At 76.2% G+C, this 12,454-nt stretch carries 13 protein-coding genes; 6 read left to right on the forward strand and 7 right to left on the reverse strand.

The window, feature by feature from the left end:
* The 3 genes from VKV23_01205 to VKV23_01215 form a co-directional block, all read left to right on the forward strand.
* On the forward strand, window positions 1-183 hold a 183-nt coding region (locus tag VKV23_01205), incomplete at its 5' end, for a hypothetical protein (protein HLI14656.1).
* Between the two features lie 44 nt (window positions 184-227).
* Window positions 228-872 carry a response regulator transcription factor gene (locus tag VKV23_01210; GenBank protein HLI14657.1) on the forward strand — a complete coding sequence of 215 codons (645 nt, stop codon included), beginning with the start codon at window positions 228-230 and terminating at the stop codon, window positions 870-872.
* Window positions 869-2,416 carry an ATP-binding protein gene (locus VKV23_01215; protein HLI14658.1) on the forward strand — a complete coding sequence of 516 codons (1,548 nt, stop codon included), beginning with the start codon at window positions 869-871 and terminating at the stop codon, window positions 2,414-2,416. Before VKV23_01210 ends, VKV23_01215 begins: the two co-directional genes overlap by 4 nt.
* Here VKV23_01215 and VKV23_01220 read toward each other — a convergent pair.
* From VKV23_01220 to pyrE, 5 genes are read right to left on the reverse strand one after another with little or no spacing between them, the layout of a single operon-like run.
* On the reverse strand, window positions 2,364-3,290 hold the full coding sequence (locus VKV23_01220) for an MBL fold metallo-hydrolase (protein ID HLI14659.1): 927 nt from the start codon (window positions 3,288-3,290) through the stop codon (window positions 2,364-2,366). The genes VKV23_01215 and VKV23_01220 overlap by 53 nt on opposite strands.
* Window positions 3,287-4,351 carry a glucose 1-dehydrogenase gene (locus tag VKV23_01225; protein HLI14660.1) on the reverse strand — a complete coding sequence of 355 codons (1,065 nt, stop codon included), beginning with the start codon at window positions 4,349-4,351 and terminating at the stop codon, window positions 3,287-3,289. The genes VKV23_01220 and VKV23_01225 overlap by 4 nt, the downstream gene beginning before the upstream one ends.
* Complete coding sequence (locus tag VKV23_01230; GenBank protein HLI14661.1) at window positions 4,351-6,273, reverse strand: glycoside hydrolase family 15 protein; 1,923 nt, start codon at window positions 6,271-6,273, stop codon at window positions 4,351-4,353. The genes VKV23_01225 and VKV23_01230 overlap by 1 nt, the downstream gene beginning before the upstream one ends.
* A 41-nt stretch (window positions 6,274-6,314) precedes the next feature.
* Window positions 6,315-7,487: a MarP family serine protease gene (locus VKV23_01235; GenBank protein HLI14662.1), complete on the reverse strand. Its 1,173-nt coding sequence runs from the start codon at window positions 7,485-7,487 to the stop codon at window positions 6,315-6,317.
* The gene (gene pyrE, locus VKV23_01240) at window positions 7,488-8,105 is read right to left on the reverse strand and encodes an orotate phosphoribosyltransferase (protein ID HLI14663.1); all 618 of its coding nucleotides are present in this window, start codon (window positions 8,103-8,105) and stop codon (window positions 7,488-7,490) included.
* Between the two features lie 80 nt (window positions 8,106-8,185).
* Between pyrE and VKV23_01245 the strand changes: the two genes are divergently transcribed.
* Together VKV23_01245 and VKV23_01250 are read left to right on the forward strand one after the other, a co-directional pair.
* Window positions 8,186-8,971, forward strand: a complete 786-nt coding sequence (locus tag VKV23_01245) for a VIT1/CCC1 transporter family protein (GenBank protein HLI14664.1) — start codon at window positions 8,186-8,188, stop codon at window positions 8,969-8,971.
* Window positions 8,968-9,456: a phosphoglycerate mutase family protein gene (locus VKV23_01250; protein ID HLI14665.1), complete on the forward strand. Its 489-nt coding sequence runs from the start codon at window positions 8,968-8,970 to the stop codon at window positions 9,454-9,456. Before VKV23_01245 ends, VKV23_01250 begins: the two co-directional genes overlap by 4 nt.
* Before the next feature lies 1 nt (window position 9,457).
* Here VKV23_01250 and VKV23_01255 read toward each other — a convergent pair whose 3' ends face one another.
* The gene (locus VKV23_01255; protein HLI14666.1) at window positions 9,458-10,822 is read right to left on the reverse strand and encodes an MBL fold metallo-hydrolase; all 1,365 of its coding nucleotides are present in this window, start codon (window positions 10,820-10,822) and stop codon (window positions 9,458-9,460) included.
* A 104-nt stretch (window positions 10,823-10,926) separates the two neighbouring features.
* Here VKV23_01255 and VKV23_01260 point away from each other — a divergent pair, with 104 nt between their 5' ends.
* Window positions 10,927-11,619, forward strand: a complete 693-nt coding sequence (locus VKV23_01260; GenBank protein HLI14667.1) for a Type 1 glutamine amidotransferase-like domain-containing protein — start codon at window positions 10,927-10,929, stop codon at window positions 11,617-11,619.
* A 23-nt stretch (window positions 11,620-11,642) separates the two neighbouring features.
* Here the strand turns inward: VKV23_01260 and VKV23_01265 are convergent, their stop codons facing one another.
* Complete coding sequence (locus tag VKV23_01265) at window positions 11,643-12,452, reverse strand: peptidylprolyl isomerase (protein ID HLI14668.1); 810 nt, start codon at window positions 12,450-12,452, stop codon at window positions 11,643-11,645.
* Between the last annotated feature and the right edge of the window lie 2 nt (window positions 12,453-12,454).

Raw genomic sequence — 12,454 nt, forward strand, 5'->3', positions numbered from 1 at the left:
ACCTCGCCCGGCCTCGGCCTGAACGAGGTGATCGCGCCGGGGAGCGCCGCGGCGCCGAAGGTCACCACCTTCGTCATCAAGCCGACGAGGACCGGCACCTACGGGTGGTACTGCGCGACGCCGTGCGACGCCTGGGCGATGATGCACGACGGCTTCATGCGCGGCGAGCTCACGGTCGTGTGAGGGCGGGTCGCCGAGGGCCAGGCGGGCGCTCGTAGGCTGGTCGGGTGGACGGTGCGCCGATCACGATCGCCATCGCCGATGACCACGCCCTCGTCCGGGAGGGGACGCGCCAGCTCCTCGAGCGCCACGGCGACCTGCAGGTCGTCGCCGAGGTGGCTCGCGGCGACGAGGTGCTCGACGCCGTCCTCGCGACTCGCCCGGCCGTGCTCCTGCTCGACGTCCGCCTCCCGGGGGCGAGTGGCATCGAGGTGCTGCGGGAGGTACGCGCCGCGGCGCCCGAGACGCGCGTCGTGATGCTCAGCGCGTTCGCCGACCCCGACTACGTCGGCGCCGCGCTCGCGGCCGGCGCCGCGGGCTACCTCCTCAAGACGGCGCCCGCCGGCGAGGTCGCCCAGGCGATCCGCGCCGCGCACGCCGGCTCGACGGTGCTCGACCCGGCCGTCTCGCGCGAGCTCGTCGCCGCCCCGCCCCGCGCCGAGGCCGTCGAGCTCAGCCGGCGCGAGGCCGAGCTCGTGGCCCTCGTCGTCGAGGGTCTCGCCAACAAGGCGATCGCGGCGCGCCTCGGCATCTCCCGGCGCACCGTCGAGGGACACCTCAGCCGGCTGTTCGCCCGTCTCGGCGTGGCGACGCGCACCGAGCTCGCTCGCTACGCGCTCACGCACGGCCTCGTGAGGGGCGCCGAGCCGTGAGGCGCCTCCGGGCTGCGCTGGGGCAGCTCGCCGCGACGAGGCGCCGCCCCGGGCTCGCCCGGTGGCTGCCGCCGGTGCGTGACGCGCGCTTCTGGGTCGTCCAGGCGCTCGTCCTCGGCATCTTCCTCCTCCACGAGCTCGTGACGGGCGAGCTCGGGATCCCGGCCGTCGCCACCGTTCCCCACGCCGCCGTCGACTCCCTCTACCTCGCCCCGGTCCTCTACGCGGCGCTCAACTTCCCGCGCTCAGGCGCCGTCGCGACGGCCGCCTGGGTCACCGTCGTCGTCGTGGGCGACTTCGTCAGCGAGGTCGGGTTCCTGAGCGAGCGCTCGGCCGTCGACCACCTCGTGTTCCTCGTCATGGTCGACGTCGTCGCCGTCTTCGTGAGCGCTCGTATGGCTGCCGAGCTCGCTGCCCGCCGCGACGCCGAGCGCGCGAGCGCCGTGGCGCGCCTCGCCGAGTCGCGCTATCGCGTCCTGTTCGCCGCCAACGCGAGCCCCGTCATCGTCCTCGACGGCGCCGGCACGCTGCTCGAGGCGAACGAGGCGGCCCGCGCGCTGCTCGCGCCGGGCGGGCGCGAGGCGACGCCGATCGAGGGCCGCACGCTTGCCGAGCTCCTCGGCGCGCCCGTGGCGGCGAGACTCGCCGACGGCGGCGATCCCGTCGCGCTGCGCGTCCAGGAGGGCTACGAGGTGCTCGTGCGGCCCCGCCGCAGCGTCGTCGCCCAGGACGGCGGGCCCGACTTGGTCCAGCTCGTCCTCGACGACGTGACCGAGGAGGCGCGCCGGCGCCAGCGCGCCGAGGCCTACGCCGCCTACGTGCTGCGGGGGCAGGAGGACGAGCGGGCGCGGCTCGCGCGCGAGCTCCACGACGACACGATCCAAGAGCTCGTCCACCTCTGCCGCCGACTCGACGCGGTGGCGGCAGAGGTGCCGCTCGAGGCGGCGACGCTCGCCTCGCTCGACGAGGTGCGGGTGCTCGCCGAGGCGATCGTCGCCGAGCTGCGTGACATGGCCCGGGGGCTGCGCCCGCCGGCGCTCGACGACCTCGGGCTCGCGGCCTCGCTGCGCCGCCTCGCGGCCGACGTCGCGGGGCGGTCCGGCCTCGCGGTCGAGACCTCGATCGACGAGGCCGCCTGCCGGGGTCTCGGCGACGACGTCGAGCTCGTGCTGTTCCGCATCGCCCAGGAGGCGATGAACAACGCGGAGCACCACGCCCGCGCGCGGCGCGTGTCACTGCGCGTGCGCGCCGTCGGCCAGGCGGTGCGCCTCGAGGTGCGCGACGACGGCGTCGGCTTCGAGCGGCGCGACGCGCACGAGGCGAGCGGCAGGTTGGGGCTCCTCGGCATCCACGAGCGTGCCCGCCTCGTCGGCGGGACGGTCGAGATCGACTCGGCCCCCGGAAGGGGCACGCGCGTCGCGGTCGCCGTGCCGGTCGCGCGCCGGCGCACCGCTCGAGCGGCGAGGGCCTCGGCCGGGGCGGCGCCCCCCGCTACGGCGCCGGCTCGGCGGGCGAGCGCCGGCGCGTCTCGATCCAGCGCCTGAGCCCGGCGGCGTTCGAGTGGATGCCGTTCAGCGTCTCGGCGCGCTCGCGCGCCTCGGGGTCGAGACCTGCGAGGTCCTGGCCGAAGCGCGCCGCGAGGGCCGCGGCGATGTCGGCGCCGGCCTCGTAGGCGCGCACTGCCTCCTCCGCCCAGGCGTTCAGCGTCGCCTCCGCCTCGTCGAGCAGGGTGGCCGGGTCGACCGGCACGAGGCCGTAGTGGGCGAGGGCGATGCCGCCGGGCTGGAGGGCGGCGAAGCGACGGAGCGAGGCGAGCGCCTGGTCGAGGTCGAAGTCCGCTGGCGGCGTGGCGGGCCGGAGGACGCCGCCGGCGGGGAGGCGCACGCCGACCGCGTCGCCGGCGAACAGCAGGCCGCTCGAGGGGTCGAAGAAGCCGAGGTGGTGCTTGGCGTGCCCCGGCGAGTCGACCGCCCGGAGCGCCCGCCCGGGGGCGACCTCGAGCGCCTCGCCGTCGGCGAGGACCCGGATGCGCTCGGGGGCCGTCGGTGTGAGCCGCCCGTAGAGGCGGTCGAGGAGCGGGCCGTAGACGCGCTCGGCCGAGGCGACGAGGCGCGTCGGATCGGCCAGGTGCCGTGCGCCGAGCTCGTGGACGTAGACCGTCGCGCGTGGGAAGGCCGCGGCGAGGTCGCCCACCCCGCCCGCGTGGTCGAGGTGGATGTGCGTCACGGCGATGCCCGCGAGGTCGTCGGGACCGACGCCGAGGGCCTCGAGCGCGGCCCGGACGGTCGGGACCGACGTCTGGCTGCCGGTCTCGACGAGGACGGGAGCGCTCCCCTCGATCAGGTAGCCGGCGGTGGTCTCCTGCCAGCCGCCGAGGAGCGTGTCGATCTCGACGACGCCGTCCGCGAGACGCCTCAACGCGACGCCTCCGGGAGGGGCGCGAGGTCGATGACGACCTTCACGTCCTCGTCGCGCCGCGCGAGGGCGTCGCCGAAGCTGCCGAGGGGGACGCGGCGGGTGACGAGCCGCTCGAGCCAGGCGAGGTCCGCCGCGGCGAGCGCTGCGGCCCCCGCCTCGTAGTGGGTTCGGTTGGCGTTCACGGAGCCGAGGACTAGCCGGTTCTCGAGCACGAGGGAGCGCCCCAGGCGACCGCCGTCGAGCTCGACGCGCTGGCTCGGGGGGCCGATGCCGGTGAGGCAGGTCACCCCGCCGTTCCCGGTCACCTCGATCGCCTCGAAGACGAGGTCGGGCAACCCGGTGCACTCGAGGACGACGTCGGGCTCCTCGCACGCCTCGGCGAGCGGCCCCTCGTGGTAGGCGGCGCCGAGCCGGGCGACGAGCTCGGGCTTGAGGCCGCCGGCGACCCGGTCGACGACGTGCACCTCGAGCGAGCGCTGCACGGCGAGGAGCGCGGCGAGCAGGCCGATCGGTCCGGCACCGACGACGAGGACCCGCCGTGGGTGCCAGCTCGACCGCCGCCCGGCGGCGTCGATCTGCTGCCAGGCCTTCGCCACGATCGTCGTCGGCTCGAGGAGGACGCCGAGGCGGCCGAGCTCGGGTGCGACGCGGACGAGCGCGTCGGGCTCGGCGCGGTAACGCTCGCGCAGGAAGCCGTGGAGCTCCTTGATCCCGTGCTCGCGGTAGCGGCCGTTGCGGCACGCGTCCCACTCGCCCGCCGCGCAGGCGTAGCAGGGCACCGGGTCGGGCCGCCGCACGATCCCGACGACGAGGTCGCCGGGGCGCACCCCGGCGCCCGGGGGCGCCTCGAGGACGCGCCCGAGCGACTCGTGGCCGAGGACGAGGTGGTCGTCCCCCGCGGGCGGGCTGCCGTACTCGCCGGCGACGATCTCCTCGTCGGTTCCGCACACGCCGACCGAGAGCGTCTCGACGAGCACGGCGCCCTCGCGCGGGTCCGGCTCGGGCAGGTCCGCGATCGCGGCGGAGCCCGCCGTGCCGGGGACGACGGCGAGCGCCCGCACTACGAGCTCCGCTGCGCGGGGCGGCGGCCGACCCGCTGCACGCCGCCCGCCGCGCGCCCGGCGACGCGGCGCAGCACCGGCACCCGCCGGCCCTCGAGTCGGGCCCGGTGGCTCGTCCCCTCGGTGAAGGCGTCCTCGCGCGAGAGGTTCACGGCGCTGTTGACGAGGGAGATGTGGGAGAAGGCCTGCGGGAAGTTGCCGACGAGCCGCCTGGCGACCGGGTCGTACTCCTCGGAGAGCAGCCCGAGGTCGTTGCGCAGCGCCAGCAGGCGTTCGAAGAGGGCGACCGCCTCGTCCCGCCGTCCGATGAGCTCGAGGTTGTCGACGAGCCAGAACGAGCAGGCGAGGAAGGCCCCCTCGCGCCCGGTCAGCCCGTCGACGTCGGACGAGCGCTCGGTGTCGTAGCGCAGGACGAAGCCGTCGTGGGTGAGCTCTCGCTGGATCGCCTCGACCGTGCCGACGACGCGGGGGTCGCTCGGCGGCAGGAAGCCGACGAGGGGGATCATGAGCGTGCTCGCGTCGAGGGTCTTCGAGCCGTAGTAGGCGGTGAAGGTGTTGCGCTCGGGGTCGTAGCCCCTGGCGAGCACCTCGGCGTGGATCTCGTCGCGCAGCGTGCGCCAGCGCTCCACTGGCCCCTCGAGGCCGAACTGCTCGACGTCGGCGACGGCGCGGTCCATCGCCACCCAGGCCATCACCTTCGAGTGGGTGAAGTGGCGGCGCGGCCCGCGCACCTCCCAGATCCCGTCGTCGGGCTGGCGCCAGCCGTCCTCGAGGAAGTCGAGGATGGCCCGCTCGAGGTCCCACGCCGGCCCGCTCTCCATGCCGCCGCGGCGGGCCTCGTGGAGGGCGGAGAGCACCTCGCCGTATACGTCGAGCTGGAACTGGCCCGCCGCGGCGTTGCCGACGCGCACCGGGCGCGACCCCTCGTAGCCCGAGAGCCAGTCCACCTCCCACTCCTCGAGGCGCCGCTCGCCGGCGGGGCCGTAGAGGATCTGCAGCTTGGAGGGCTCCCCGGCGACGGCGCGCAGCAGCCAGTCGCGCCAGGCGACCGCCTCCTCGTGGTAGCCGGCGGCCATGAGGGCGCTCAGCGTCAAGGTCGCGTCGCGCAGCCAGCAGTAGCGGTAGTCCCAGTTGCGCGAGCCGCCGAGCGTTTCGGGCAGCGAGGTCGTGACGGCGGCGACGATGCCGCCCGTCGGGGCGTAGGTGAGCGCCTTCAGCGTGATCGCCGAGCGGATGACCGCGTCGCGCCACGGGCCCTCGCGCGCCGTCGAGCGGCTCGCCCAGTCCTGCCAGTAGCGCTCGGTCGCCTCGATGGCGTAGCGGGCGTCGAGCGGGCGCCCCGGCGCGCCGTGCGACGGGTACCAGGAGAGGACGAAGGGGGCGACCTGGCCGCGCTCGAGGGCGAACTCCGCCACGGTCGTGAGCCCTTCCCCGCGGGTGTGCACCGGCGTCCACAGCGAGAGCGCGTCCGGCCCCGCCGTCATGGTGAGCAGGCCGTCGACCCGCCGCACCCAGGGCACGGTGTCGCCGTAGTTGAAGCGCACGACGAGGTCCATGCGCATCTCGACGCGCCCCGCCAGCCCCTCGACGAAGCGGACCACCTCCGGGTGGTCCTCGCGCACCGGCATGCAGTCGACGATCCGGACGCTGCCCTCGGGCGTGGTGAAGTCGGTCTCGAGCACGAGCGAGTCGCGCCGGTAGCGGCGGCTCGAGGCGAGCAGCGGCGGGCCGCTGCCCGGTGGCGGGCTCGCCTTCGGGGCGAGGCGCCAGAAGCCGTTGCGCTCGCTGCCGACGAGGCGGGCGAAGCAGGCGCCCGAGTCGAAGCGGGGCAGGCACAGCCAGTCGATCGAGCCGTCGGCGCCGACGATGGCGGCCGTGTGCGTGTCGCCGATCAGGCCGTAGTCCTCGATGCGCAGCGCCACGGGGACATCATTGCCCGTCGGGCGCGCCCGCGCCGGCCACGTCAGCTCGTGCAGCCCTGCGTGCTCACGGGGCGCGACGCGTCTCGCGCCTCGCGCACGCGAAGCGCCACGCCCGGCGAGGCGAGCGCGTAGCCGACGTCGGGCTCGGTCGCCGAGCGGGAGAAGACGACGCCGATCACCTCGCCCGTCGGGGTGACGAGCGGCCCGCCGGAGTTGCCCGGGCGGACGAGCGCCTGGAGCTCGTAGACGGTGCGCACCGTGAGGTGCGTGTCGTAGATGTCGCGGCCCTCGGCGGCGAAGCGCGCCCGGATTCCCGCCGCGTCGGCGGTGAAGGCGCCCCCGCCGGGGTAGCCGAGGACGACGGCGTCGCTGCCGCGCTCGACGAAGTTCCGGTCGATGGCGAGCGGCCGGAGGTGCAGGCCGCCCACCCGGAGCAGCGCGAGGTCGAAGCGCGGGTCGAAGAGCACCGGCTCGGCGGCGAGCACCCGCCCGGACGGCTCGACCACGGAGATCGAGCGCGTCCCCGCGACGACGTGCGCGTTCGTGACGACGAGGTCCCGCGCGGCCGCGAAGCCAGAGCCCTCCTGTTCCTGGCCGCAGCCGAGCGCCACCACCTTCACCGTCGACGGGCCGGCCGTCGCCATCGCGGCGCGCACCGCGGCGAGCGACGGCATCGTGACCGGCGCGACCGACTCGGGGAGGATGTTGACGAGGACCTGGGGGAAGCCGCTCGTCGACAGGTAGCGCTCCACGGTCGCGAAGGCGTCGGGGACCGGCGGCATGACGCCCTCGACGGCGCGCACGATGCGCGACCGCTCGATCTGGCGAGCGACGGGCGCGAACCCGCTGTTGACGAGGATGGAGGCGAAGAACCAGGAGACGACGAGCGTGCCCGCCACGGCGATGAGCGCCCCGGCGAGCTGGTCCAGGCGACCGATGCGCCGGCGCCTCAGCGCCCGCCAGGCGCGCGTCCCGAGACGGCGCCCCACCCCGCCGCAGATCGCGGCGGGCACGAGCAGGAGGACGAGCGCGACCGCCGTCTTCGTGAGCTGGCCGGCGACGTGCGGGCCGACGAGGAGGACGAGGGCGACGCCAGCCGCGAGGCCGAGGAGGAAGCCGGCGAGGGAGGCGAGCTGGACGGCCGCCCCGAGGCGCAGCCCGTGGGTGGCCGCGCCGATGGCGACGGCGATGATGATGATGTCGAGGAGGTCCACCTAGGACGTCGGGCCGGAGCCGCCCGTTCCGGCCTCGACCGGCAGGACCGGCTCGATGCCGAGGTCCGCGTAGGTGAGGAGGCTCGAGTAGGCGATGCCGCGCGCCCGGATCGCCGGGCCCGCCACCTCGCCCCGGTCCAGCAGGGCGAGGGCGTGGACGACCCGACCGCCGGCCGCCTCGACTGCCTCCACGGCCTCGAGGGCCGAGCGCCCGGTCGAGGCCGTGTCCTCGACGACGACGACGCGTCGCCCGGCGACCTCGGCGCCCTCGACGCGGCGGCGGCTGCCGTGGGCCTTCTCGGCCTTGCGCACCGAGAACCAGCACGCCCCGGTGACGACGGCCACGGCGTGCGCGATCGGGTCGGCGCCCATCGTCATCCCGCCGATCGCGTCGTAGCCGACCCCGAGGCCCTCGAGGTGCGCGGCGACCGCCTCGGCGGCGAGCCGCAGATCCGCACCGGCGGCGAGCGCGGCGCGTAGGTCCACGTAGTCGTGGCTCAGCTGGCCCGAGGAGAGCCGGAAGGGCTCCGCGCTGCGGCGGTGGCCGAGCCGACGCACGAGGTCACGCAGGTCCGCGAGCCGCGCGGCCTCGCCGGCCGACGCCAGGTCCCCCGCCACGGCTCCATGGTAGGGGCGGGCGGCCACCCCGTCGGCGCTACCCGGTTCGGCGCGAGGCGACCAGGGCTAACGTCGTGTCGATGCTCGGGTCCCGAGGTACGCGCCGCTCGGCCTGGCTGCGTCGCGCCCGCAGCGCGGGGAGGGATCACGGGCTCGAGGCCGAGCCGCTGCGCCTCGAGCGCGCCCACCGGGACGTGCGCGGGGGCGGACTGCGCGCCGCGGTGTTCGGCGTGAGCGACGGCCTCGTCTCGAACGTCTCGCTCGTGCTCGGGACCGCCGGGGCCCACCCCGGTGCCGGCGTCGTCCGCCTCGCCGGGCTCGCGGGGCTGCTCGGCGGCTCCTTCTCGATGGCGGCCGGCGAGTACGTCTCGATGCGGGCCCAGCGGGAGGCGTTCGAGCGCGAGCTCGAGGTCGAGCGGGCCGAGCTGCGCGAGCAGCCCGAGAGCGAGCGACGCGAGCTCGAGCGCATCTACCGGCGCCGGGGGATCGACGCCGAGACGGCTCGCCGGCTCACCGACCAGCTCATGGAGGACCCGGAGGTCGCGCTCCGGACCCACGCGCGCGAGGAGCTCGGCATCGACCCCGACGCCCTCGGCTCGCCGGTCCAGGCCGCCGCGTCGTCGTTCGCGAGCTTCGCCCTCGGCGCCGTGCTCCCCCTCGCCCCCTTCCTCGGCGGCTCCTTCGGGACGGCGGCGGTCGTCGCCGCGATCGTCCTCACGGCGCTCGCGGCCCTCGCGGTCGGCGCTGCGCTCGCCCTGTTCACGGCGCGCTCGAAGCTCTACTCGGCGCTGCGCTCGCTCGGCATCTGCGCGGTCGCCGGGGCGGTCACCTACGGCGTCGGGTCGCTCGTCGGCGTGGCGGCGTGACGCGCCGCGAGGGACCGGACGCCGGCCCGCCGCTCGTCGCGCTCGTGCGCCACGCTGCCGCCGTCGAGCGCGCCGCCTGGCCCGACGACGACGGCGCCCGCCCGCTGAGCGAGCGCGGGCGCCGGCAGGCCGAGGCGCTCGCGGCCCGGCTGGCGCCCGGCCTGCGCCGCGTCCTCTCCAGCCCGGCGCGCCGCTGCGTCGAGACCGTCGAGCCGCTCGCCCGGCGCGTGGGCGTGCGCGTCGAGACGGTCGGCTGGCTCGCCGAGGGCACGCCGGCCGCCGAGGCGCTCCGGCGGCTCGAGGAGGCGGCGCACGCGCTCGCGGGCGGGCGCCTCGCCGCCTGCAGCCACGGGGACGTCCTGCCGGCGCTGCTCGAGCTCGTCGCGCCGGCCGGCGGGCCGCCGCGGCTGGGGACGGCCGAGGTGGTGGAGCTCGAGCTCGCGGCGGGGCACCTGCGGGCGACGCGTCGGCGCGAGCCGAGGTGAGCTAGGGCGCGACGAGCGGCACGCCGGCGGCCTCGGCCCGGGACCAGTCGTCGTCGACGAGGGTGACGCTGCGGCCGGCGCGCTGGAGGATCCCGGCGGCCACGCTCGCGCGGTACCCCGTGGAGCAGTAGACCCAGATCGGCTCGTCGGGGAGCTCGGCGAGACGCTCGGGGAGCTCCCCGAGGAAGGCGTGGATCGCCCCGGCGACGTGCGAGGCGCGCCACTCGTCGGGCTGGCGCACGTCGAGCACGGAGATCGGCTCGTGGCGAGCGAGTGCGGCGCCGAGCGCCCGGAAGTCGACGACGCGGTAGCCGGCGAGCGGCACGGTCGCGGCGGCGGCCAGCTCCTCGATCGCGCCGTAGGCGGCGGAGGGGTCGTCGAGGCCGATCAGCGCGAGGTCCCGGGCCGCGGCGGCGACGTCGGCGGCGCTGGCGCCGAGCAGCGTGAGGCGGGCGCCGTAGGGGACGACCCAGCCGAGGTAGGTGGTGAACGGCAGCGCGTGCTCGAAGCCGACGCTGCCGGCGAGGTGCGCGCTGGCGAACGCCCGCCGGGGGCGGAGGTCGACGACCCACTCCCCGGCGTTCAGCCGCGTGGCGAGCTCCCCGGGCCCGACGGGCCGCGGCGCCCAGCGCGGGAACGGCGGCGGTCCCTTGCGGTTGATCGGTGCCATCGACGCGTAGTAGCGGGGGTAGGGGCCGAGCGAGGCGGTGATCGTGGCCACGAAGGCGTCCTCGTCCGCTTCGGCGACGACGTTGGCGGCGCGCTCGTCGCCGATCGTGGAGCTCGACGCGCCGCTGCCGGGGCTCGAGGCGCAGAAGCTGCCGAACCCGTGGGTGGGCAGCACCGCGACCGTCGGGGCGAGGTCGCGCAGCAGGGCGCGCACGCTGCGGAACTGCGCGCGGGTGAGCGCCTCGGTCCGCGCCGGCGCCACGAGGTCGGTGCGCCCGACGGTGCCGAAGAGGAGGGAGCCGCCGGTGAACACGGCCTGCGGTCCGGTCTCGTCCGAGAGGACGTAGGCGAGGTGGCCCGGGGTGTGCCCCGGGGTCGCGCGAGCCGTGAGCTGCATCGAGCCGACGGCGACCGTCTCGCCGTCCGCGATGCCCTCGTGGTCGAACGCCACCTCCTCCGAGGCGGCGAGCACGTAGCGGGCTGCGCACCGGTCGGCGAGCTCGAGGCCGCCCGAGACGTAGTCGTTGTGGACGTGGGTCTCGAGGACGCAGCCGATGGCGACGCCGGCACGCCGTGCCGCCTCAAGGACCCGCTCGACGTCGCGCTGGGGGTCGACGACCGCTGCGACCGTCCCGTCGTGGGCGAGGTAGGAGCGATCGCCGAGCTCGGGCGTCTCGATCGTGAGGAGCGAGAGCAGCGGGAACCCTCCTTCCGGCCAGGGCCTGTGCTGCCGGCCCGCTCGCTCGCGAGACGCTAGCGCGCCGGCCGTCGGGGTCCGGTCGTGCGCGCTAGGTTGCGCCCGTGGTCTCGAGCCCTGCCCCGGGGCCGCTCGCCCTCGTCGGTGGCGGCGAGTGGCGCGAGGGGTCCGACCTCGACGCCGAGCTCGTCGCGCGCTCGGGCGGGGAGGTGTTCGTGCTGCCCACCGCGGCCGCCTACGAGCGGCCCGAGCGGGCGGTCGCGACGGCGCGCGCCTTCTTCGACCGGCTGGGCGCGAAGGTGGTGCCGGTCATGGCGCTGTCGCGCGCCGACGCCGAGGACCCCGCCGTCGCCGGCGCCGTGCGCGCGGCACCCTTCGTCTACCTGTCGGGTGGTTCCCCCCTCCACCTTCGCTCGGTCCTCAAGGGCTCGGCACTGCTCCACGCCCTGCGCGCCGCGTGGTACGCCGGAGCGATCGTCGCCGGCTCGTCGGCGGGGGCGATGGTGCTCACCGATCCGATGGTCGACCCCCGCGGTGGCGCCTTCACCGTCGGCCTGGGCTTCGTGCGCGACCTCGCGGTCGTCCCCCACTACCGCGGCGAGCTCACCCCGGCGCTGCGGCGCACCCTCGAGCTCGCCCCACCCGCCTGTGCCCTCGTGGCGCTCGCCGAGCAGACGGCGGTGGTGCGCGAGCCGGACGGGACCTGGCGCTCGGCGGGGCCGGGTCCGGTTGCCGTCTACGTCGACGGCCAGCTCGACTCGCTCGCCGCCCTCGCCGGCAAGCCCCTCGGCGACTGAGCCGGCCAGCCCGGGCCGGGCGCTCAGGCGCTCGCCTGCGTGATCGTCACCTTGACGATGCGGTGCAGGACCTTGGGCGTCCCGCTCGGCGAGCCGTCGGCACCGATGCGCTCGACGACGGCCATGCCGCGCACGACCCGGCCGAAGATCGTGTAGTTGGGCTCGGCGTCGAGCGTGCGCCCTCCCCCCGGCAGGACGACGAAGAACTGGCTGCCGTCGGTCGACGGACCGCTCGAGTTGGCGAGGGCGACGGTGCCGGTGCGGTAGCAGTTCCTGGTCCTCGCGCACGACGCCGGCGGGGTGTTCCCGGTGAAGCGGTAGCCGGGGCCGCCCGTCCCGGTGCCGGTGGGGTCTCCCCCCTGGACGACGAAGCCCGGGATCACCCGGTGGAACACCGTCCCGTCGTAGAAGTGGTAGCGGGCGAGGAACACGAAGCTGTTCACGGCGGCCGGCGAGGCGGCGGCGGGCATCGAGATGACGAACGTGCCGACGTCGGTCACGACGGTCGCGCGGTAGGTGGCGTGCAGGGAGATGCACCTCGGCGGCGCCGAGGTGAAGGCGGTCACCCGTCGCGACGCCCCGGCCGGTCCGGTCGGCGGGCACGTCGGGGCGGCCGCGGCCTTCGGGGTGGCCGTGCTCGTGGTCGCGTGGTTCGCAGCCGTCTTCGGCTTCGCGCCCTGCGAGACGAGGACGATGATCCCGACGACGATCCCGGCGACGACGAGCGCGCCGGCGAGGCGGCGGAGCGTCCGGACCCGCCGGCTCCGCCGGGTCTCGGCGGCGCGGCGCGCCTCGCGCATGGCGCGCTGGCGCGCTCGCTTCTCGCTCGGCACGC

The sequence above is a fragment of the Acidimicrobiales bacterium genome (assembly GCA_035294085.1).
Taxonomy (GTDB): domain Bacteria; phylum Actinomycetota; class Acidimicrobiia; order Acidimicrobiales; family Bog-793; genus DATGLP01.

Bases quoted from the DNA above. Each gene is read 5' to 3' on its own strand.
- VKV23_01245 (HLI14664.1), top strand. From the start codon at position 8,186: ATGCTCGGGTCCCGAGGTACGCGCCGCTCGGCCTGGCTGCGTCGCGCC.